This is a genomic window from Kitasatospora sp. A2-31 (assembly GCF_022288725.1).
Lineage (GTDB): Bacteria > Actinomycetota > Actinomycetes > Streptomycetales > Streptomycetaceae > Kitasatospora.
Window position 1 is genome coordinate 446,253 of sequence record NZ_JAKNTA010000005.1, and the last position, 20,055, is coordinate 466,307.

A 20,055-nucleotide genomic window follows, 5' to 3' on the forward strand; every position below is an offset into this window, starting at 1 on the left:
CTCCTGCCGGGTGCCGGCGGTGGTGCACACTGTCTGGCATGTCCGTGCGCACCCTCCCCACACCGCGCCGGCGGCCGCGTGGACCGGTGCGCAGCCTGGCCGGGCAGCTCTTCGTCGTCCAGGTGGTGATCGTGGCCGCGGTGGTGGCCGGTGGCGCCGTGCTGGCGTACCTCTTCACCGCGGGCCGGGCCGAGGACGCCGCCCGCCGCCAGGTCACCGCGGTCGCCCGCTCGGTGGCGGACTCGCCGTCCGTGCTGGCCGCCGTCGGTGCGCCCGACCCGAGCGGGGTGCTCCAGCCGTACGCCGAGCAGGTCCGTGCGGACACCGGGGTCTCGTTCGTCACCGTGATGGACACCGCCGGGGTGCGCTGGACCCACCCGCTGCCCGAGCAGATCGGCAAGCCGTTCCTGGGGCACATCGACTGGGCGCTCGCCGGCCGGACCCGCAGTGAGACGTACACCGGGACGCTCGGCCCCTCGGTCCGGGTGGTCACACCGGTGCTGGACGAGCGGCACCGGGTGGTCGCGCTGGTCAGCGCCGGGATCACGGTGCAGTCGATCTCCGCACAGCTGCGCGGTCCGCTGCTCGCACTGGTCGGTGTCGCGGTGGCCGCCCTGGCGGTCGGCGGCGCCGGGACCTACCTCGCCAACTCCCGGCTGCGGCGCCACACCCACGGAATGGGGCCGGACGAGCTCAGCCACCTCTACGAGTACCACCAGGCCACCCTGCACTCGGTGCGCGAGGGCCTGGTCCTGCTCGACCACCGGCACCGGGTGGTGCTCTGCAACGACGCGGCCCGCGAACTCCTCTCGCTGGACGGGGAGGTGGAGGGGCGGCCGCTCGCCGAGCTGGGGCTGCCGGCGGCGCTGGTGGCCGCCGTGCTCGGGGCCGAGCCGGTCCGGGACGAGGTCCACCTCACCGCAGAGCGGGTCGTGGTGCTCAACACGTCGACCATCGGCACCGGCCTCGGGCGGGTGCTGACCCTTCGCGACCACACCGAACTGCAATCGCTGAGCGGCGAGTTGGACTCGGTGCGGGGATTCACCGAGGCGCTCGGGGCACAGGCGCACGAGGCGGCCAACCGGTTGCACGCCGTCGTCTCGCTGGTCGAGCTCGGCCGGCACCGGGAGGCGGTGGAGTTCGCGACCGCCGAGCTCGAACTCGCCCAGCAGCTGACCGACCGCGTCGTCGCCGCGGTCGGCGAGCCGGTGCTGGCGGCCCTGTTGCTCGGCAAGGCGGCCCAGGCCGCCGAACGGGGCGTGGAGTTGACGCTCACCGAGGACAGCCGGATCGACGACGGCGTACTGCCGCCGGGTCTGTCCGCCCGCGACCTGATCACCGTGCTCGGCAACCTGATCGACAACGCGGTCGACGCCGCGATCGCCGGCGCCGCCGAGAGCCCCGACCCGCCCGAGGTCACCGTCACGGCCCGGATCGAGCCCGGCGGAACGGACGCCGCCGGGGCGGAGTCGGCCGGAGCGCGGTCCGGGCCGGCCGGCGCCGCGGCGCCCGGGACCGGTGGCGGGACCGGTCCGGCCGGGCCCGCCACCGGCGCGGGCGGGCACCTGCTGCTCCGCGTCGCCGACACCGGCACCGGCATCGACCCGTCCGCCGTCGCGGACGTGTTCCGGCGCGGCTGGAGCACCAAGCGGGACGACCGCGGGCACGGCCTCGGGCTCGCCCTGGTCGCCCAGGCCGCCCGGCGCAACGGCGGCACCGTCGAGGTCGGCCGCGACCGCGGCGCGGTGCTCACCGTCCGGCTGCCGCTCGGCCGCCCGGCCCGGCTGCCCGCGCCGGTGGCGTCGTGAACCGGCCGGTCGACCGGCCCTCGGAGGGGCGCCCGGACCGGCCCTCGGAGGGGCTCCGCCGTCCCGCCGGGCGCCGCGGTGGCGGGCCCCGCCCGGAGATCACCGTCCTGGTGGTCGAGGACGACCCGGTGGCCGCCGCCGCGCACACCCTCTACGTCGACCGCGAACCCGGCTTCCGGGCCGTCGGCACGGTGCACGGCTGCGCGGAGGCGCTGCGCTTCCTGGAGCGCGCCCGGGCCGCCGGCACGCCCGTCGACCTCACCCTGCTCGACCTCTACCTGCCGGACGGGCACGGCCTGCAGCTGTGCGGCACCCTGCGCGCGGCCGGGCACACCACCGACGTCATCGCCGTCACCTCGGCCCGCGACCTCGCGATGGTGCGGCAGGCGGTCTCGGCCGGCGTGGTCCAGTACCTGCTGAAGCCGTTCAGCGCGGCCGCCCTGCACGACCGCCTGGAGCGGTACGCCCGCTACCGCGACTCCCTCGGGCGCACCGGCGACGCGACCGGCCAGGACGAGGTCGACCAGGCCCTCGCCCTGCTGCGCACGCCCGAACGCACCGCCCTGCCCAAGGGGTTGAGCGCGCCGACGCTGGAGACCGTCGCGGCCGTGCTGCGCGAGGCCCGGACCGGGCTCTCCGCGGCGGCGGCCGGCTCCGCCGCCGGCGTCTCCCGCATCACCGCCCGCCGCTACCTGGAGCACCTGGTCGACACCGGCCTCGCCGCCCGCGAGCCCCAGTACGGCAGCGTCGGCCGCCCGGAGCTCTGCTACCGCTGGACGGCCGGCGGCGGTTAGCGGGGCCCGCCCGGGCGGCCGCCAGGTGTGGTGGGGCCCCGGGGCTACCGGGCGACGTACTGGGTGAGGAGCGCCTGCACCTCGTAGATGTCGACGCCCTTGGTGAAGTTCTTGGAGATCGGCAGCGCCGCGCCCGAGACCCAGATCTTCAGCTCGGCGTCGAGGTCGAACGAACCGGCCGTCTCCACGGCGTAGTGGGTGATGCTGCGGTAGGGGACCGAGTGGTACTCGGTCTTCTTCCCGGTGATGCCCTGCTTGTCGATCAGGATCATCCGGCGGTCGGTGAACAAGAAGGTGTCGCGCACCAGTTGGTACGCGGCCTGCACCTGCTCGCCCGCGCCGAGCAGCCGGGCGAACTCCTGCTGGGCCTCGGAGTCGTCCACCCGGTGGGCGTTGCCGAAGAGCGCCATGGGGATCCTCTCGTCAGGCACCCGTGCGGGTGCGTGGGAGTCCGAGTCTGGCATGGCGATGATCTTGGATCGCGGCCGCCCCCGCCGGGGCGCCGGAGGACGAGCGGCCGGCCCCTGGCCTAGGCCCGCGTGGCGAGCGCGAGGTAGCGCTCGTCGGTGTCCGTGCAGTGGTCCAGCCGCCAGCCGGCGGCGGCCAGCAGCGGGCGCAGGTTGGCCTCGGCGCGCAGGTCGCCGGGCGTGAGCTCGCGGCCGTGGCGCGCCGCGAGGACGGCGCGGCCGACGGGGTGGAAGAGCGCGAGCGGCCCGCCCGGGCGGGTGACCCGGGCGAGTTCGCGCAGGGCCCGGGACGGGTCGGGGAGGTGGGAGACCAGGCCGGCGGCGAAGACGGCGTCGAGGGAGGCGTCCGGGAGCGGGAGGCGGGCGCAGTCGGCGAGCAGCAGGGTCGCGGTGCCGGGGTGGCGGGCGGCGGCCTCGTCCAGCATCTCCGGGGTGACGTCGGCGCCCAGCACCCGGCCCTCGGGCCCCACCGCGGCGCGCAGCAGGGGCAGCGCGCGGCCGGTGCCGCAGCCGGCGTCCAGCACGGAGTCGCCCGGTCCCAGGCCGAGTTCGGCGATCGCGGCGGCGTAGCGCGGGCCGTCGTCGGGGAAGCGGGCGTCCCAGCCGGCGGCGCGGGCGGCGAAGAACTCGCGGGTGCGGGCCAGTTCGCCGGCGTGGTCGGACGGCGCGGGCGAGGGTTCGGAGGGCATGGGGCGAGCGTAGCGCGGAGCCCGTAACCTCCCGGCGGCCCGTTCGTTGGGTGATCGGGCTCGTTGTCACCCGCGCGGGTGATTCCGGTGCCCCTGGGTGCATTCCGACAGGTCAAGCAAAGTAAAGTTAGGCTTACCTAACTTCTTGGGAGTCCCGCCTTGACGCTCGCCGCCGAGCCCGCCACCGGTCCGACCGTGCCCGCCCCGACCGTGCCCGCCCAGACCCCCGGCGGCGACGCCATCCTGCGCCGCCAGCGCGTCCGCGAGTCCGCCGCCCGCACGTACGCCCGCTCGTTCCCGATCGTGCCGGTGCGCGCCAACGGCATGACCGTCGAGGGCGCCGACGGCCGGCGCTACCTGGACTGCCTCTCCGGTGCCGGCACGCTCGCGCTCGGCCACAACCACCCGGTGGTGCTGGAGGCGATCCGCCGCACCCTGGACAGCGGGGCCCCGCTCCACCTGCTGGACCTCGCCACCGCCGAGAAGGACGACTTCACCACCGCGCTGTTCGAGAGCCTGCCGAAGGAGTTCGCCGGGCAGGCGCGGGTGCACTTCTGCGGTCCCGCCGGCACCGACGCCGTCGAGGCCGCGCTCAAGCTGATGCAGACCGCCACCGGCCGCTCCGGCGCGCTCGCCTTCACCGGCGCCTACCACGGGATGACCGCGGGGGCCCTCGCCCTCACCGGCAACACCGCCGTCAGGGAGCCGCTGCCGAGCGGCGGCGAGGTGGTCCGGCTGCCCTACCCGTACGCGTACCGCTGTCCGTTCGGCGTGGGCGGGGAGGCCGGGGCCGGCCTCGCGGCGACGTACGCGGAGCGGCTCCTGGACGACCCCTCGGGCGGGGTGGTCCGGCCGGCCGCGATGATCCTGGAGGCCGTGCAGGGCGAGGGCGGCGTCGTGCCCGCGCCGGACGGCTGGCTGCGCGAGATGCGCCGGATCACCGCCGAGCGCGGCATCCCGCTGATCGTGGACGAGGTGCAGACCGGCGTCGGCCGCACCGGGGCGATGTGGGCGGTCGAGCACAGCGGGATCGTCCCGGACGCGATGGTGCTCTCGAAGGCGATCGGCGGGAGCCTGCCGCTCGCCGTCGTCGTCTACCGCGAGGAGTACGACGGCTGGCGGCCCGGTGCCCACACCGGCACCTTCCGCGGCAACACGCTCGCCATGGCGGCGGGGGCGGCCACGATCCGCTTCGTCGCGGCCCACGGTCTGGCCGAGCGGGCCGCACTGGTCGGCGCCCGGATGGCCGAACGGCTGCGCGCGCTGGCCGGCGAGCTGCCGGTGATCGGCGACGTGCGCGCCCGCGGGCTCATGCTCGGCGTCGAACTGGTCGATCCCGACGCCGCACCGGACGCCTGCGGGGCCCGGCCGGCCGCGCCCGCACTCGCCGTCGGGGTGCGCGAGGCGTGCCTGGCCCGTGGGCTGATCGTCGAACTCGGCGGCCGGCACGACGCGGTGCTGCGCCTGCTGCCCCCGCTCACCATCACCGACGAGCAGGCCGATGCCGTCCTCGACCGGCTGGCGGACGCGATCGCGGCGGTGGGCGCGGTGGGCGCTGGGGCCGCCGGGGCCGCGAGGGGCGTCGCGGGCAGAGCCGCGACCTCCGGCACGGCTGCGGCGGCCGCCTCGGCGGGCCCCCGGTGAGCGGCGCGGGCGGGGGCGGCGACGGCCCGGAGGTGCCCGGCGGTTCCGATCTCCCGGACGACCCCTGGGGGACCGGCGTCCCGGACGGTCCCGGCGGCCCGGGGACCGGCGGGCCCGAGCCCGCGAGCTCCGACGAACCCGGGATGCCGGACGACCCGTCCGCCGGCCTCGACGCCCTGGCCGGCGGTACCGGCGGCCCGGGCGCCCTCGGGCCCCTGCTGGCCACCGTGCTCGACGCCCTGGACGCCGGCGCCGCCCGCCGCGGCGGGCCGCTGCCGGCCGGGCACCCCGGCCAGGTCGCCGCGCTGGTCGCCGACGCACTGGCCGGGCCGGGCGGGGCGCAGGCCCTGGGCCGCCTCACCGAGGTGCTCGCCCGCGGCGCCGCCGATCCCGCGGACCCGGCCTGCGCCGCCCACCTGCACTGCCCGCCGCTGGCCGTGGCCGCCGCCGCCGACCTCGCCGTCAGCGCGCTCAACCCCTCCCAGGACTCCTGGGACCAGGCGCCCGCCGCCACCGCACTGGAGACCGCACTGCTCGCCGAGCTCGCCGCCCTGGTCGGCTTCGACCCGGCCCACGCCGCCGGGGTGCTCACCTCCGGCGGTACCGAGTCGAACCTGATGGGCCTGATGCTGGCCCGCGACCAGAAGCTGGACGGCATCGTCGAGCTCGACGGCCTCCCGGCCGGTGCCCGGCCCCGGATCATCGCCTCGGAGGCCGCGCACTTCTCCGTCCAGCGCGCCGCCGCGCTGCTCGGACTCGGCGAGCGGGCCGTCGTCACCGTCCCCGTCGACCGCGACCTGCGCATGCACCCGGCCGCCCTGGAACGCGTCCTGGCCGAGACCAGCTGGGCGGGGAACACCCCGATCGCCGTGGTCGCGACCGCCGGCACCACCGACACCGGGGCGATCGACCCGCTGCACACCGCCGCCGACCTCGCCGCCCGCTACGGCGCCTGGCTGCACGTCGACGCCGCGTACGGGGGCGGCGCGCTGCTGTCCGACCGGCTCGCGCCCCTGCTCGACGGCATCGCCCGGGCCGACTCGGTCTCGCTGGACTGGCACAAGCTCGGCTGGCAGCCCGCCGCCGCCGGGATCTTCCTGGTGCGGCGGGCCGAGACCTACGTGTCGCTCGCCCGCCGCGCCGAGTACCTCAACCCGGCCGACGACGAACAGGCCGGCTACCCGAGCCTGTTGGGCCTGTCGCTGCGCACCACCCGGCGGGCCGACGCCTTCAAGATCGCGGTCACCCTGCGCACCCTCGGCCGGGCGGGCCTCGGCCGGCTGGTCGACGCCTGCCACCTGCTGGCGCGCGGCGCCGCCGAGGCCGTGCGGGCCGAGCCCGAACTGGAGCTGCACGCCGAACCGGTCCTCACCACCGTGGTGTTCCGCTACCGCCCGCCGGGCGAGCACGACGGAACCGCGCTCGACGCGGTCAACGCCGAACTCCGCCGGACGCTGCTGCGCACCGGGCGCGCCGTCGTCGGACGGACCGAACTGCCCGGCGAGGGACCGGGCAGGGTCCGGCTGAAGCTCACCCTGCTGAACCCGCACGCCTCCGCGGCCGAAGTCGGCGCACTGCTGCACGAGGTGGTGCGCATCGGCCGGGAGACCCGGCCCGCCTAGCCGCTCGGCCCTGGGAGCCGTCCGGACGTCCGGCTGGGCGAGGTGGAGGTGAAGGAGGGCGAGCTGGTCCTGGTGCTGGTCGAGGGGGCCGACCACGACCCGGCGGTCTTCCCGGAGCGGGAGCGCATCGACTTCGCACCCACGCGGAGATCGCGATCACGGCGCTGGTCGAGCGCCTGCCGGGTCTGCGGCCGGCCCTGCCCGGCCGAGCAGCCGGCCGAGCAGCCGGCCTGGCGGCCAGGCCTCATCAAGCGCCTGCCGGAGCGGCTCCCCGTCGTCCGGCGAGCCCGCAGGGGGCGGGCCCGCGGCCGCCCGGACGGAACCTAGTCGTCCGGTCCGAGCAGGACGGCGCGGGTCCGCTCCCAGGTCGCCCGGTCGGCGGCCACCAGGAGTCCGTGCTCGCAGCCCGGGGCCTCCGGGCGGTAGGGGCTGCGGTCCAGCCGGGCGGAGACCCCGCCGGCCTCGGTGACCAGGAGCGATCCGGGAGCGTGGTCCCAGGGCAGGGTGCGCCAGTAGAGGATGAAGTCCAGCCCGCCCTCGGCGAGCTCCGGGTACTCGATCCCGGCGGCGTGCCGCCCCGGGGTCACCTCGCCGAAGGCCGCGCTGTTCGCCTCCACCCGGCGGCGCTGCTCCGGGTCCAGGAAGCGGCTCTTCACCGCGCCGCGCCACTTGGCGGGGGCGGCCGGCGCGGGCGTCCGGGTGAGGCGGTGGCCGTTGCGCCAGGCGCCGGCGCCCAGCTCGGCGGTGTAGCAGACGGCGTTGGACGGCTGCCAGATCCAGGAGGCCACGGTCTGGCCGGAACGGACCAGGGAGGCCATCACGGCGTAGTCGGGGCGGCCGGCGATGAAGTTGGACGTCCCGTCCACCGGGTCGACCAGCCAGACGGCGGGCTCGGAGTGCAGGGCGCGGGCGAGGGCGGGGTCGGCGGAGACGGCCTCCTCGCCGACCACCGGCACGGGCAGCAGCTCGCGCAGGCGCCGCTCGATGATCGCCTCGGCCTCGCGGTCGGCGATGGTCACCACCTCACCGGGGGCCTTCTCCATCACCTCGCCGGCGGCCAGCGCCCGGAACCGCGGCTCCACCGCCTCGGCGGACGCCTCGGCGAGGATCTCCGCCACCCTGTCCATCAGCACTGCGCGCTCCCTTCGCTGGCTACCACTCTCGCACGTCTGTGCGGTGCCGACCTGCGGCAGGGGGCGGACCGGGGGCGCTCCGAGGGGGCGAGCGCCCCGAGGCGATCGGCCCACGACCTCGACCCGCCACGGCGACGTCAAGGCCCACGACGCCGGCCCACGACGCCGGCCCACGGCTTCCGGCCGACGGACTTCAGAAGCCGTCGGCTGGAAGTCGTCCGCCGAAAGCTGCCGCCCGCGACCGCGCCCGGCCGGCGCCCGCCGTCAGCCGGTGGCCGCCGGAACCTCGTCGTCGAGGTAGTGGAAGCCGGGGTGCGGGTGCATCAGGAAGTCGTGGTGCGAGATGTTCCACGCGTACGCGCCCGCCATGGCGAAGAGCACCCGGTCCCCCGTGCGCAGCCCGGCCGCGGCCGGCGCGCTGCGCGCGAGGACGTCCTTCGGGGTGCAGAGCTGCCCCGCCAGGGTGGCCCGCCCCGTGGTGACGGCCGGGCGCGGCCACGGGTGCGACCAGGCCTCGACGGGCACCACGGTGAACGGCTGGTCGTGCCCCCGCGTGGCCGGCGTGCGCAGGTGGTGGGTGCCGCCGCGGACGACCGCGAAGTCCTCCCCGTGGCTCTGCTTCACGTCCAGGACCTCGGTGGCGTACCAGCCGCAGTACGCCGTCAGCGCGCGACCCGGCTCGATCCGCAGGGTCAGCCCGGGGTGGCGGTCGAGCAGCCTGCCCAGGCCCGCTCCGAACGCGGTCCAGTCGAAGCCCGCCTGCGGGTCGGCGTAGTCGACGGCCATGCCGCCGCCCACGTTGACCTCGTCGAGCGCGACGGCGTGCCGCTCGGCCAGCCGCGCCGACCAGCCGACGATCTGCTCGGCGAGCGCCAGCTGGTCCGCGGCGGACAGCCCGCTCGCCAGGTGGGCGTGCACACCGCGCAGCCGCAGCCGCGGGCGCAGCGCGCCGAACGGGCCGAGCGGGTCGGTGAGCAGGCGGGCGCACGCCTCGGCACGCTCCGGGCCCAGGCCGAACGGCGTCGGCCGGCCGCCCATCGCCAGGGCGACCGCGTCCAGGGCGCCCGCGCCCACCGGCAGGTTCACCCGCAGCAGCACGTCCACCGAGGCCTGCGGCCGGTCGGCCACGGCGGCGGCGAGCCGGTACAGCTCCTGCTCGCTCTCGACGTGCCAGCGGTGCACCCCGGCGTCGACCGCGGCCGCGATCTCGGCCTCCGTCTTGCCCGGGCCGCCGAAGGCCAGCGGGGCGTCCGGCACGGCCTGCCGCACGTGCGCCAACTCGCCGCCGCTGGAGACCTCGTAGCCGTCCACGGCGGAACGCAGCGCGGTCAGTACGGGGGCGTCGGGGTTGGCCTTGGCGGCGTAGTACAGCTCGACGCGCTCGGGCAGCGCGGCCCGGACGGCGGCGGCGTGCACGCGCAGCGCCGCCAGGTCGTGGACGAAGGCGGGCAGAGCATCCGGCGCCAGCCCGGCGACGTGTCGGCGGACGGTGTCGGTCATCGGGTGCCTCCCAGCGGCAGGGTGTCGTTCATCGGGCGCTCCACGCCGGTGTGCGGGCGGCGCTCTGCGGTGCCAGTTGCGCCGCGCCGGCCAGGACCGAGCGGCCGAGCGGGGACGGCAGCCGCACGTAGCCGGCCTCGCGGTCGGGGCGGCGCTCCCAGCGGGTCAGCAGGTTGGCCTTGGCCGGCAGCGGCACCCCGGCGAGCAGGGCGCGCAGCCGGGGCGGGCGGCCGTGGGCGGCGGCGTACTCCTCCAGCACCCGGCGCACGGCCTCCCAGAGGGCGCCCTCCGCCTCCGGGTGGCGGTCGGCGAGCGCGGCGAGCAGCTCGGCGACGTGGTTGACCAGGAGGCAGTAGACCACCCGGTCCCAGCCGCGTTCGGCGTCGTAGGCCATCGGCCCGGCCACCTCGGGCGGCAGGGCCGCCAGCACGGCGGCGTTCCGTTCGGGGACGAGCTTGGTGCCCTCCAGGTCGCGGAAGAGCACCTGGGCGGGGAGCCCGTCGGCGTCCACCCCGACCAGCACGTTCTGCAGGTGCGGCTCCAGCACGACGCCGTGGTCGAAGTAGGCGGCCAGTACCGGCGGGACGAGCAGCCGCAGGTAGGTGGTCCACCAGTCCAGGGCCGTCCGCGCGTCGGCGTCGGGGCCGAGCAGCTGCGCGACCTGGGCCGAGCTGGTCGGGTGCTCGTCGGCCACGGCCGCGGCCAGCAGCGGGGTGACGCCGGGGCGCACCAGGCCGGCGAAGCCCTCGCGGACGATCAGGCCGAAGCCCTCGTAGAGCGACCGGTCGGGAAGGCCGTCCGCGCCGGGCAGCGCCAGCGTGCGGAAGGCCGGCTCGCGCAGCACCGCGGCGTCCGGGAAGCGCTCGGCGAGGTCGGTCAGCGCGGGGGTGAGGAGCCGGGTCAGGGTCACCGCGCCGGTCAGCTCGTAGGCGGCGTTCTTGCGCAGGCAGTTGGTGATCCGCACGTTGAGGCTGAACTTCAGGAACGCGCCCGCGCCGTGCAGGGTGCGCACCGAGGCGGTGGCGGCGAACGGCTCGCCGCCGGGGCCGAGGTCCAGGATGTCTCCGCGCTCCAGGGCGCCGCGCAACAGCGGGTGGTCGGCCAGGAGTTGGAACTGCCAGGGGTGGGCGGGCAGCAGCCGGTAGCCGGCCGGCACCTCGCGCAGGCCGTCCAGCAGTGCGGTCGCCGCCGGGTCGGTGGAGGCCCCCGCGACGAGCTCCTCCCGGACGGCCAGGTGGCGCAGCCGGAACTCGGCCCGGGACTCGGGCGCGTAGGAGCGCCAGTCGCCGCGCTCGGCGGAGCGGGACTTGGGCGCCGGGTGGAAGCGGTGCCCGAAGAGCAGCGCCTGCTCGGACTCCAGGTAGCGGTCCGGCCCGGCGGCGGGGCGGCTCTCCAGCCCGGCCAGCACACCGGCGTGGCTGGACGCCAGCTGGTCGAGGAACTCCTCGTTCACCGTTCCGGTGCGCAGCTCCAGCTCGCCCTGGACGTGGTCGGCGAGCGAGCGCCAGTCCAACTCGGACCACCCGTCGGGGCGTTCCTCCTCCACCGGGCCGGTGAAGCGGTGCGCGCCGAGCAGCGAGGTGCGGCGCAGCGCGACCCGCAGCAGCACGCCGCGCCGGGGGAGCCGCAGCAGCAGCCGGCCGTCGGCGACGGCGGTCTGGTGCTCGGGTGCGGAGACCTCGCGCAGCAGGCAGTTGAGCAGGGTGTGGGCCACCGCGTGGTCGGCGGTCGGCAGTTCGCGGGTCATCGGTGACTCCAGCGCTTGGGGGAGGGGGCGGCGAGTGCGGTGGCCGCGGCGGCGGCCAGCAGTGCGGCGGCGGTGCCGACCAGCACGGGGGCGGCGGCGCCGAACCGGCCGTTGGCCAGCGCCGCGACGGCACCGGCGACCACGGCGCCGCCCTTGGAGACGAATTCGAGGGTGCCGAACATCCGGCCCGGTGCCCGGCCCCGCGCGGCCTCGGCGGCCAGCACGGAGAGGCAGACCAGGCCCAGGGTGAGCCCGGCGCCGAGCAGCAGCCGGACGGCCACGAAGGCCGGCAGCGAGTACGCCACGGCGTGTCCGGCCAGGCCGAGGGCCACGAAGCCGAAGCCGAGCGCGATCCCGGCGCGCGGGCGGGTGAGGAAGGCGGTGTGGGTGCGGGCGGCGAACGCCAGGTAGCAGAGGTGCGGCAGCGCGAACAGCACGCCGGTGGTGGTCTCGGAGACCTCGGGGACCCGCTCCTCGGCCAGGGATATCAGGTAGGGGAAGGAGATGATCGTCGCGAAGACGAAGGCGAACTCGAAGGCGTAGAGCGCGGTGAGCGGCGCGCAGGCGGCCGCGGCCGGCTCGGTGTCGTCCGCCGTCCCGGCCACGCCGGCGTTCGCGGTGCCGACGCCGCCCCCGATCGCGCCTCCGGCCTCGCCCTCGGCGTCGCCCGTGCGGACCGCAGCGACGGCCGGCCGGGCCGGCTCCGGGAGCAACGAGAGCAGCACGGCGGCGGCCAGCGGCAGGGCGGCCATCAGCAGGTACTGCCGGTGCGGGTCGATCCACGGCGACAGCGCGCCGACCAGGACGGGGGCGGCGACCAGGGCGGCCCGCGCGCTGCCCTGCATCAGGGTGAGCGCCCGGGAGAGCCGTGCGCCGTCGAGGGCCGCGGCCAGGTAGCCGTTGGTCGCGGCGAAGGTGCCGCCCAGGAACCCCTGGAGTGCCAGGGCGAGGGTGAACGCCGGCAGGCTGTCGGCCGCGCCGGCGAGCAGGAAGGAGACGGTGAGCCCGAGTTGGGCGCGGAGCAACAGGCGCTTGCGGCCGAACCGGTCGGCGAGCCGCCCCCACAGCGGGGCGCCGAGCGCGCTGAACACGGTCGGCACGATGTAGAGCACGCCGGCCCACCGGCCCTGCGGGTCGCCCAGCGCGGGCAGGATCGCCGTCAGGTACGGCGGCAGGCCGAGCGCGGCGAAGGAGGCCACGAAGTAGCAGGCGGCGACGGCGTGCACCTGGCGCCGGCCGAGCCCGGTGGCGCGGGCGGTCTCGCCGGTGGACGGCTTCGCCAGGGTGTCGACCGTCATCGGGTGGCTCCCGGGGGCGTGACGCCCGGCGACCGGAGGTAGTTGGGGCCGCTGGTGTAGTGCTTGTTGATGTCGGCGGCGCCGGAGCGCTGCTTGCTGAGCAGCGTGCCGGCGGTGACCATCGCCTTCACCGGCAGCCGCTCGGCGTCCAGCACGGCGGCGCGCAGCGGCTCGCCCGCCGGGCCGAGCCGGTCCACCGCTTCGGCGAGCCGCTTGCGCAGCAGCGCCAGGGTGTCGTCGAGTCCGGCGCGCCCGTGGGCGGCCAGGCCGAAGGCGAGGGAGGCGCTGCACAGGTGGCCGGTGATGGTCGTGAAGAGGTCGGTCAGCGGCCGGTCGGTGTCACCGAACATCCGCGCGTGGTCGTCGAACTCGGTCGGTTCCGGGGCGAGGTCCCCCAGTTCGGCGGCCAGCCGCGGGCCGTTGATCCGGGGGCCGTCGTTGTCCTTGTAGAGCAGCCGCAGCCGGGTCCGGCCGCCGGCCCGGTCCAGCACCAGCGAGGTGTTCTGCTGGTGGGACTCCAGGGCGATGCCGTAGCGGAAGAGCGTGGTCTGCCAGTCGAACAGCAGGGCGAGGAAGGCGTCGTAGAGGGCGAGCGGGTCGCCGTCGTAGAAGCGGTCCGCGAGGTGGTCGACCACCAGCCGGCCGCCGGGCGCGGGGGCCAGCAGCGAGGCGAGCGGGACGGTCACGGTCTCGCCCAGCTCGGCCGGGTAGCGGCGCAGCAGGACGGCCAGCAGCTCGTGCCCGGTTTCGAGGTAGCACTGCTCGTCGGCGTGCAGGACCGTGGCGGCGAAGCGCGGTTCGAGACCGATGACGGTCTCCAGCAGGCGCTGGCCGGCCGCGCCGTCCGGCAGCACGCCGGGCTTGATGGTGCGGCGGTTCTTCAGGCCGAGGGTGGCGGTGGCCAGCGGCAGCTTCAGGTGGCAGGCCGGGTCCTCGGCGACGGCGACGGTGCGCATGGACAGCGTCGGCACGACGGTCAGGTACGGCCGCTCGGCGAGCACGGCCCTGCCGGTCAGGCCGAGGGCGGCCAGCGCCTCGTCGAGCGGCCTGCCGACGGAGAGCGGATGGACGGGCAGGGTGAGCCAGCCGCCGTCGCCGTCGCCGTCTCCGTCTCCGTCTCCGTCGCCGTCGCCGTCGAGGTCGAGGCCGAGCCAGGCCGGGGTCGGCCACCAGGTGGGCAGCGGCTGCCCGCCGTGCCGGTGGACGGCGCCGGCCGGCACGGCCAGCCAGCGGAGTTCGAAGGCCGGGTGGAACTCCGGCGCGTAGGAGCGTAGTTGCGGCTCGCTGAGCCCCGATCGCCCGCGGGCGGTCGGGTAGACCGGGTGGTCGAGGTGGGCGGCGAGGGTGTCCTGCCCGAGGGCGGCGGCGAGGCCGGTCCAGTGGGCGGGGTCGGGGCCGTACAGGTCGGCGAGCGCCGTCTGCACCTCGCCGCGCACGTGGTCGTGCAACTCCATGGTGGCGAGGGTCTGCCGGCACTCCTCGGCGAAGGCGGTCCAGCCGTCGCGGTCCTCGGGGTCGGCGAGCCCGGCGAGCGCGGCCAGGATCGCGTCGAGCCCGGTGAGCCGGTCGCCGTCGTGCTCCAGCAGCGGCAGCCGGGCGGCGTACTCGCTCTGGAAGCCCTCCTCGGCGACGGGCAGGGCGATCGCGTGCTCGGCCAGGGTGAGCCAGCGGCCGTCCGCGCGGTCGGCCGGGACGCTGCGGGTGCGCAGGCCGAGGACGTCCTCGCGCAGCAGGGCGGAGAGCACCCGGAGCGTCAGCTGTCCGGCGACGGGGGAGGGGTCCAGCGCGTTCACGGCGTTCACGGCGTGATCTCCCAGTGGTTGGCGTCGGCGAACTCGGCGGCGACCCGCCGCAGCTCGGTGAGGTCCGGGCCGATGGTCCAGATCATGCCGAGGTAGTCCCGGTTGGTGCGGTAGTGCGGGTGCCGTGCCCCGACCGCGCGCATCGGGCGGTACGAGAGGTGGACGCCGTCGACGTCGAGATCGCACGGCTCGGGGGCGGCGGTGAGCGTGCCGGCGCGGTCGGCGCAGACGGCCAGGTTGTGGGCCCGGAGGTCGCTGCGGGCGCCGAGGTCGGCGGGCAGTGGCCGGCCCAGGTGGACGTTCAGGATGTGCTCGAAGAGCGGGATGCCGAGGAACCCGGCCATCATGAGGTCGGTCCGGTCGCCGATGGCGCGGTAGTTGACCTCGACGATCCTGGCCCGTCCGTCCGGCTGCACGATGAACTCGGTGTGGCAGGCGCCGAACCCGACGCCGAGCGCGTCCAGTTGGGCGAGGACCTGGTCCACCACCGGCTGCGGGTGGGCGGGGACGAACTCCAGCACCTCCTCGATGAACTGCGGCGGCGGGGAGAGCCGGGTCTCGAAGCCGCCCAGGACGTGTCGGACGGTGCCGTCGCCGAGCGTCTCCAGCGTGCGGAGCTCGCCGACCAGGAACTCCTCCACCACCAGCGCCGCGCCGGGGCGGCGGTGCTGGATCTCCTTGCCGAGGCGGACCAACTCGTCGATGTCCGAGACCAGTTCGACGTCCTCACTGGCCACGCCCTCACGGGGCTTGACGACGCACGGGAAGGGGATGTCCAGGCCGCGGAGGTCGGCCGGGTCCTGGTCGGGGGCCAGCTCGGCCGACCAGACCGCGTCCACGCCGGACGCGGCGAGGTGGCGGCGGAGTTCGGCCTTGTTCTTGGCTCGCAGGGTGGCCTTCCAGTCCTTGGCCGGCAGGCCGAAGTACTCGGCGGCCAGCGCGGCCTGGGTCTGCAGGTGGTCGCTGTTGGTGAAGACCGCGTCGGGTGCGTGATGGCGGGAGATCCGCCCGATCACCTCGCGGAAGTCCCGGACGTCGCATTCCAGCACCTCCAGCGAGTCGGCGGGGAATGGGAGTTGGGCGTAGGCGAGGCGGTGGGCCGCCGCGTCGTCGGAGAGGACCGTGACGTCGAGGCCCAACCGGGCGGCCGCGGGCAGGAAGCCCTCGGTGACCGAGTCGGTGGGGTTGTGGGCGAGCAGGTAGAGCCGCATGGTGGGCGGGGTCCTCTCCGTGGGGGAGCCGGGCCGGGGAGGCCGGCCGGGTGGGGCGGGCCGCCGTGCGGGCGGCCCGCCCTTCCGTCTGGGGGGGTGGCTACTTGGGCGCGTCGACGCCCGCGGCCTTGGCGATGTCGCCGAGCATGGCGTCGGCGGCCTGGACGCCGATGCCCGACATCCAGGTCTCGTCCGGCACGTTGAACACCTTGCCGTTCTTGACGGCGTTCAGGCCCTGCCAGACCGGGGTGCCCTGGACCTCGCTCTGCTTGGTCTTGGTCGGGTCGTCGGCGACCGTGACGAAGACCAGGTCGGCGTCGGCCTGGTTGATCTGCTCGGCGCTGACCTCCAGCATCGACTTGTCGACGTCCTGCGAGGCCGGGCGGCCGAGGCCGACGTCCTTGAGCACGACACCGCTGAACGACTGCTTCTGGTAGAGGCGGGTCGGGCCGGCGACGAAGCGGACCACCGAGGCGCTCGGGGCCGTGCCGTTGTACTTGGCCTTGATCGCCTCGCCGAGCTTGGCGGCGCGGGCCTCGTAGTCGGCGAGTGCCTTCTTGGCCTCCGCCTCCTTGCCGAGCGCCTGCGCGTACAGGGCGAGGTTCTCCTTCCACGGGAATCCCGTGGTCTCGGCCAGCACCGTCGGAGCGATGGCGTTCAGCTTGTCGTAGACCTTGGCGTGCCGGACCTTCGAGGAGAGGATCAGGTCGGGCTTGAGGGAGGCGATCAGCTCCAGGTTCGGCTCGGCCATCGGGCCGACCTCCTTGGTGTCCTTGACCTTGTCCTTGAGGTAGCCCGGGAAGCCGCCCTCGGTCTTCATGTGCGGGGAGACCGCGCCGACCGGGGTGATGCCCAGCAGGGTGACGTCGTCCAGCTCGCCGCTGTCCAGGACCACGACGCGCTTCGGCTGGGCCTTGATCTCGGCGGTCCCGGCGGCGTGCGTGACGCTGCGCGGGAAGACCCCGCCGGAGCCGGCGGCGGCCGGGGCGGCGTCGCCGGCGGGCTTGGCGGCGTCCTCGGCGTCGCCGTTGCTCCCGCAGGCGGCGAGCAGCGTGGTGGAGAGCGCGACGGCCAGGACGGCGGCGGGGAGCCTGCGGGCGCGGACGGAGCGGTTCATGGCGGTTCCTTTGCTCTGGTGCGGGGGTGCCGGACGGTTCCGGGCAGGGTGGGACACCGGCTCGGCCACGGGTGAGCGCGGGGCGGCCGGAGGGCGGAAGGGGGATCAGCCCGAGGAGACGGCGGTGGTCCGGGACCGGGTCCGTGCCCGTGGCACGACCAGCGGCGTGCCGGTCTCCGGGTCGGGCACCACCTGGCACGGCACCTCGAAGACCTCCTCCACCAGCTCGGCCGTCAGTACCTCGGTGGGCGCTCCGGCGGCGGCGAGCCGGCCGTCCTTGAGCACCACCAGGTGGTCGGCGTAGCGGGCGGCCTGTCCCAGGTCGTGCAGCACCATGACGACGGTGCGTCCGGCCTCGGCGTGCAGGTCGGCGACCAGGTCGAGGACGTCCAGCTGGTGCCGCAGGTCCAGGAAGGTGGTCGGCTCGTCGAGCAGCAGGAGCTCGGTGTCCTGGGCGAGCGCCAGGGCGATCCAGGCGCGCTGGCGCTGGCCGCCGGAGAGCCGGTCCACCTGCTGGTCGCGCAGCACGTCGGTGCCGGTGCGGGCCAGCGCCTCCTCGACCGCGGCCTGGTCGGCCTTGGACCAGGGGCTCAGCATCCGCTGGTGCGGGAAGCGGCCGAGCCGCACCAGGGCCTCGACGGTGATCGCCTCGGGGGTGACCGGCTGCTGCGGCAGCAGGCCCATCCGCCGGGCGAGCGCCCGCGCCGGCATCCGGTGGATGTCGCAGCCGTCCAGGGTGACGGTCCCGGCGGCCGGGTCGAGCAGCCGGACCAGGCCGCGCAGCAGGGTGGACTTGCCGCAGGCGTTCGGGCCGACGATCGCCGTGACGGCTCCGCCGGGCAGTTCCAGGTCGAGCCCGTCCACGATCACGCGGTTGCCGTACCGCAGGTGGAGCCCGTGGGCGGCGAGCCGGTTGGCGCCGGTGGGCCGCTCGTCGGGTGCTCCGGTCGCGGGCTGCCGGTCGGTGGTGGCGGCGGTCATCAGCTGCTCCTCTGGGGGAGTCGGCCCTGGCGGATCATCAGCACCAGGAGCCAGGGCGCGCCGAGGGTGGCGGTGACGGCACCCACCGGCAGGCCGTGGACGGGGATCACGTGGAGCACGAGGAGGTCGGAGGAGAGCAGCAGCGCGGCGCCGGTGAGCGCGGTGAGGCCGAGGGTGCCGAGGGTCGGCGGCCCGGCGAGTAGCCGCACCAGGTGCGGCACGGCGAGGGCGACGAAGGCGACCGGCCCGGTCAGCGCGGCGGCGAGCGAGGCGAGTGCGATGGTCAGCAGCAGGAGGAGCAGCCGGTCGCGGTTCGGGTCGAGGCCGAGCCCGCCGGCCGAGTCGTCGCCGAGGTCCAGGACGGCGACCCGGCGGTGGCAGAGCACCGCGACGGCGGCGGTGAGCGCGATGGCGGTGCCGCCGATCCAGACCTCGGTCCAGTTGCGCCCGTACAGCGAGCCGGTGGTCCACTGCATCGCGGAGGCGGCGAGCTCGGCGGGAAACCGGACGATCATCAGGTTGACCGCCGCGGCGAGGCCCTGCTGGACCGCCAGGCCGACCAGCACCAGCCGGGTCACCGCCATCCGCGAACGCCAGGCGAAGCCGCCGAGCAGCAGCGCGGCGAGCAGGCCGCCGCCGAGCGCGGCGAGCGGGATCAGCTCCTGCGAGGCGCCGGTGGCCAGCATCAGGACGGCGCCGAACGAGGCCCCGCCGGTGACGCCGATGGTGTCCGGGGAGGCGAGCGGGTTGCGGAAGAGCCGCTGCAGCATCGAGCCGGCCACGGCGAGCCCGGCGCCGGCGATCAGCGCCGAGACCACCCGGGGGGCCCGGAACTCCTGCACCACCAGCACGTTTCCGGCGTCGCCGACGCCGACCAGGGCGCGCAGCGCGTCCCAGGCGGACATCTGCACCTGGCCGGTGCCGAGCGCGACGCCGGTGAGCAGCACCAGCAGCGCGGCGGCCAGCAGCGACCAGGCGGCGGTCCGGGCCCGGCGGCGGGCCGCGCTCGTCCCCGCGGCCGTCCGCGCCGCGGTGTCCAGGGTGAGCGTGGTCATCGGGCCACCTTCCGGGCCAGCACGGCGAGCAGCGGCGCGCCGAGGAAGGCCGTCACGATGCCGACCTCGATCTCGGACGGCCGGACCACCAGGCGCCCCAGCACGTCGGCGGCGAGCAACAGCAGCGGACCGGTGATCAGGCAGCCGGGCAGCAGCCAGCGGTGGTCGTTGCCGAGCAGCGGCCGGACCAGGTGCGGCGCGGCGAGGCCGATGAAGGCGACCGGCCCGGCGACGGCGACCGCGCTGCCCGCGAGCAGCACCACGGCGAGGCCGCCGAGGACGCGGATCCGTGCGACCGGCACGCCGAGCGCCTGCGCGGCCTCGTCCCCGAGGGCCAGCGCGTTGAGCGCGGGGGCGACGGCGAAGGCGCCGACCAGGCCGAGGGCCAGGAACGGCAGGACGGGCGTGAGGGTGTCGAGCTGCCGCCCGGCGATCGAGCCGGCCAGCCAGAACCGGGCCTCGTCCAGCGTGCGGTGACTGGCCAGCATCAGCGCGGAGGTCCAGGAGGTGAGCACCACGGTGAGCACCGTGCCGCCGAGCGCCAGCCGGACCGGGTCGAGGTCCCCGCCGCGGCGGGACATCGCGTACGCCGCCACGGCGGCGACGGCCGCCCCGAGGAAGGCGAACGGGACGTACTCGACCGGCCGGGAGAGCCCGAGCCCGTAGATCGCGGCGACCACGGCGAAGCTCGCGCCGGCGTTGATGCCGAGCGTGATCGGCGAGGCCAGCGGGTTGCGCGTGACGCCCTGGGCGACGGCCCCGGCGACGCCGAGGGCGGCGCCGACGGCCAGGCCGACGAGCGTGCGGGGGACCCGAAGGCCCGTCACCACGTCGGCGTCGCCGCCGGAGCCGGAGCCGGATCCGGTGAGGGCGTCGATCACGGTGGAGATCGGGATGGAGCGGGAGCCGAGCGCGAGGCTGAGTGCGACGCAGAGGACGAGCGCTCCGGCTCCCGCGGTCAGCAGCAGGAGCCGCCGCACTGCGGAGGTCCGGGGCGCTGCCGCGGCGGTGGCCGTCGGAGGGTCGGTCTTCAACACGATTCGAGATATTAGGTTAGGCATGCCTAACCTCGTCAAGTCCTGTCCCGATCCGTCCGTCCTGGGTGGAGCTGTCCGGGTGCAGCCTCGGGTGCAGGTCCCGGTGCAGGTCCCGGTGCAGGTCCGGGCGGATGCCCCGGATCGGCGGTG

General features: G+C 76.0%; 17 protein-coding genes. 5 read left to right on the forward strand and 12 right to left on the reverse strand.

Annotation, left to right across the window (positions count from 1 at the left end; all coding sequences use genetic code 11):
- Positions 1–38: 38 nt before the first annotated feature.
- The gene (locus tag MCM47_RS16820) at positions 39–1,808 is read left to right on the forward strand and encodes an ATP-binding protein (RefSeq protein WP_238862426.1); all 1,770 of its coding nucleotides are present in this window, start codon (positions 39–41) and stop codon (positions 1,806–1,808) included.
- 98 nt (positions 1,809–1,906) lie between these two features.
- The gene (locus MCM47_RS16825; RefSeq protein ID WP_238862657.1) at positions 1,907–2,602 is read left to right on the forward strand and encodes a response regulator; all 696 of its coding nucleotides are present in this window, start codon (positions 1,907–1,909) and stop codon (positions 2,600–2,602) included.
- A gap of 44 nt (positions 2,603–2,646) precedes the next feature.
- Here the strand turns inward: MCM47_RS16825 and MCM47_RS16830 are convergent, their stop codons facing one another.
- On the reverse strand, positions 2,647–3,012 hold the full coding sequence (locus MCM47_RS16830; protein WP_238862427.1) for a PH domain-containing protein: 366 nt from the start codon (positions 3,010–3,012) through the stop codon (positions 2,647–2,649).
- A gap of 119 nt (positions 3,013–3,131) precedes the next feature.
- Entirely contained in the window at positions 3,132–3,758 is a 627-nt protein-coding gene (locus tag MCM47_RS16835) for a class I SAM-dependent methyltransferase (RefSeq protein WP_238862428.1), read from the reverse strand.
- A 159-nt stretch (positions 3,759–3,917) separates the two neighbouring features.
- On the opposite strand from MCM47_RS16835, the gene MCM47_RS16840 reads away from it, so the two are divergent.
- From MCM47_RS16840 to MCM47_RS16850, 3 genes are all read left to right on the forward strand, one after another.
- Entirely contained in the window at positions 3,918–5,402 is a 1,485-nt protein-coding gene (locus MCM47_RS16840) for a diaminobutyrate--2-oxoglutarate transaminase family protein (protein ID WP_374209144.1), read from the forward strand.
- 143 nt (positions 5,403–5,545) lie between these two features.
- Positions 5,546–7,024 carry a pyridoxal-dependent decarboxylase gene (locus tag MCM47_RS16845; protein ID WP_238862429.1) on the forward strand — a complete coding sequence of 493 codons (1,479 nt, stop codon included), beginning with the start codon at positions 5,546–5,548 and terminating at the stop codon, positions 7,022–7,024.
- 42 nt (positions 7,025–7,066) lie between these two features.
- Positions 7,067–7,351, forward strand: a complete 285-nt coding sequence (locus tag MCM47_RS16850; protein ID WP_238862430.1) for a hypothetical protein — start codon at positions 7,067–7,069, stop codon at positions 7,349–7,351.
- Here MCM47_RS16850 and MCM47_RS16855 read toward each other — a convergent pair.
- The 10 genes from MCM47_RS16855 to MCM47_RS16900 form a co-directional block, all read right to left on the reverse strand.
- The gene (locus MCM47_RS16855; RefSeq protein WP_238862659.1) at positions 7,348–8,151 is read right to left on the reverse strand and encodes an inositol monophosphatase family protein; all 804 of its coding nucleotides are present in this window, start codon (positions 8,149–8,151) and stop codon (positions 7,348–7,350) included. The genes MCM47_RS16850 and MCM47_RS16855 overlap by 4 nt on opposite strands.
- A gap of 270 nt (positions 8,152–8,421) precedes the next feature.
- Positions 8,422–9,657, reverse strand: a complete 1,236-nt coding sequence (locus MCM47_RS16860; RefSeq protein WP_238862431.1) for a type III PLP-dependent enzyme — start codon at positions 9,655–9,657, stop codon at positions 8,422–8,424.
- Between the two features lie 28 nt (positions 9,658–9,685).
- The gene (locus tag MCM47_RS16865; protein WP_238862432.1) at positions 9,686–11,404 is read right to left on the reverse strand and encodes an IucA/IucC family siderophore biosynthesis protein; all 1,719 of its coding nucleotides are present in this window, start codon (positions 11,402–11,404) and stop codon (positions 9,686–9,688) included.
- A complete protein-coding gene (locus MCM47_RS16870; protein ID WP_238862433.1) occupies positions 11,401–12,702 on the reverse strand; it encodes an MFS transporter in 1,302 nt (433 codons plus the stop codon). Before MCM47_RS16870 ends, MCM47_RS16865 begins: the two co-directional genes overlap by 4 nt.
- Positions 12,699–14,504 carry an IucA/IucC family protein gene (locus tag MCM47_RS16875; protein WP_238862434.1) on the reverse strand — a complete coding sequence of 602 codons (1,806 nt, stop codon included), beginning with the start codon at positions 14,502–14,504 and terminating at the stop codon, positions 12,699–12,701. Before MCM47_RS16875 ends, MCM47_RS16870 begins: the two co-directional genes overlap by 4 nt.
- Positions 14,501–15,715: an acetyl-CoA carboxylase biotin carboxylase subunit family protein gene (locus tag MCM47_RS16880; RefSeq protein WP_238862435.1), complete on the reverse strand. Its 1,215-nt coding sequence runs from the start codon at positions 15,713–15,715 to the stop codon at positions 14,501–14,503. Before MCM47_RS16880 ends, MCM47_RS16875 begins: the two co-directional genes overlap by 4 nt.
- A 100-nt stretch (positions 15,716–15,815) precedes the next feature.
- Complete coding sequence (locus MCM47_RS16885; RefSeq protein ID WP_238862436.1) at positions 15,816–16,832, reverse strand: ABC transporter substrate-binding protein; 1,017 nt, start codon at positions 16,830–16,832, stop codon at positions 15,816–15,818.
- Positions 16,833–16,937: 105 nt separating this feature from the next.
- Complete coding sequence (locus tag MCM47_RS16890) at positions 16,938–17,813, reverse strand: ABC transporter ATP-binding protein (RefSeq protein WP_238862437.1); 876 nt, start codon at positions 17,811–17,813, stop codon at positions 16,938–16,940.
- Positions 17,813–18,868 carry an iron chelate uptake ABC transporter family permease subunit gene (locus MCM47_RS16895; RefSeq protein ID WP_238862438.1) on the reverse strand — a complete coding sequence of 352 codons (1,056 nt, stop codon included), beginning with the start codon at positions 18,866–18,868 and terminating at the stop codon, positions 17,813–17,815. The genes MCM47_RS16890 and MCM47_RS16895 overlap by 1 nt, the downstream gene beginning before the upstream one ends.
- The gene (locus tag MCM47_RS16900; RefSeq protein WP_238862660.1) at positions 18,865–19,848 is read right to left on the reverse strand and encodes an iron ABC transporter permease; all 984 of its coding nucleotides are present in this window, start codon (positions 19,846–19,848) and stop codon (positions 18,865–18,867) included. The genes MCM47_RS16895 and MCM47_RS16900 overlap by 4 nt, the downstream gene beginning before the upstream one ends.
- Positions 19,849–20,055 lie beyond the last annotated feature (207 nt).

Bases quoted from the DNA above. Each gene is read 5' to 3' on its own strand.
- MCM47_RS16880 (WP_238862435.1), bottom strand. From the start codon at position 15,715: ATGCGGCTCTACCTGCTCGCCCACAACCCCACCGACTCGGTCACCGAG.
- MCM47_RS16860 (WP_238862431.1), bottom strand. From the start codon at position 9,657: ATGACCGACACCGTCCGCCGACACGTCGCCGGGCTGGCGCCGGATGCT.
- MCM47_RS16885 (WP_238862436.1), bottom strand. From the start codon at position 16,832: ATGAACCGCTCCGTCCGCGCCCGCAGGCTCCCCGCCGCCGTCCTGGCC.
- MCM47_RS16820 (WP_238862426.1), top strand. From the start codon at position 39: ATGTCCGTGCGCACCCTCCCCACACCGCGCCGGCGGCCGCGTGGACCG.
- MCM47_RS16890 (WP_238862437.1), bottom strand. From the start codon at position 17,813: ATGACCGCCGCCACCACCGACCGGCAGCCCGCGACCGGAGCACCCGAC.
- MCM47_RS16895 (WP_238862438.1), bottom strand. From the start codon at position 18,868: ATGACCACGCTCACCCTGGACACCGCGGCGCGGACGGCCGCGGGGACG.
- MCM47_RS16845 (WP_238862429.1), top strand. From the start codon at position 5,546: ATGCCGGACGACCCGTCCGCCGGCCTCGACGCCCTGGCCGGCGGTACC.
- MCM47_RS16835 (WP_238862428.1), bottom strand. From the start codon at position 3,758: ATGCCCTCCGAACCCTCGCCCGCGCCGTCCGACCACGCCGGCGAACTG.
- MCM47_RS16830 (WP_238862427.1), bottom strand. From the start codon at position 3,012: ATGGCGCTCTTCGGCAACGCCCACCGGGTGGACGACTCCGAGGCCCAG.
- MCM47_RS16865 (WP_238862432.1), bottom strand. From the start codon at position 11,404: ATGACCCGCGAACTGCCGACCGCCGACCACGCGGTGGCCCACACCCTG.
- MCM47_RS16855 (WP_238862659.1), bottom strand. From the start codon at position 8,151: ATGGACAGGGTGGCGGAGATCCTCGCCGAGGCGTCCGCCGAGGCGGTG.
- MCM47_RS16870 (WP_238862433.1), bottom strand. From the start codon at position 12,702: ATGACGGTCGACACCCTGGCGAAGCCGTCCACCGGCGAGACCGCCCGC.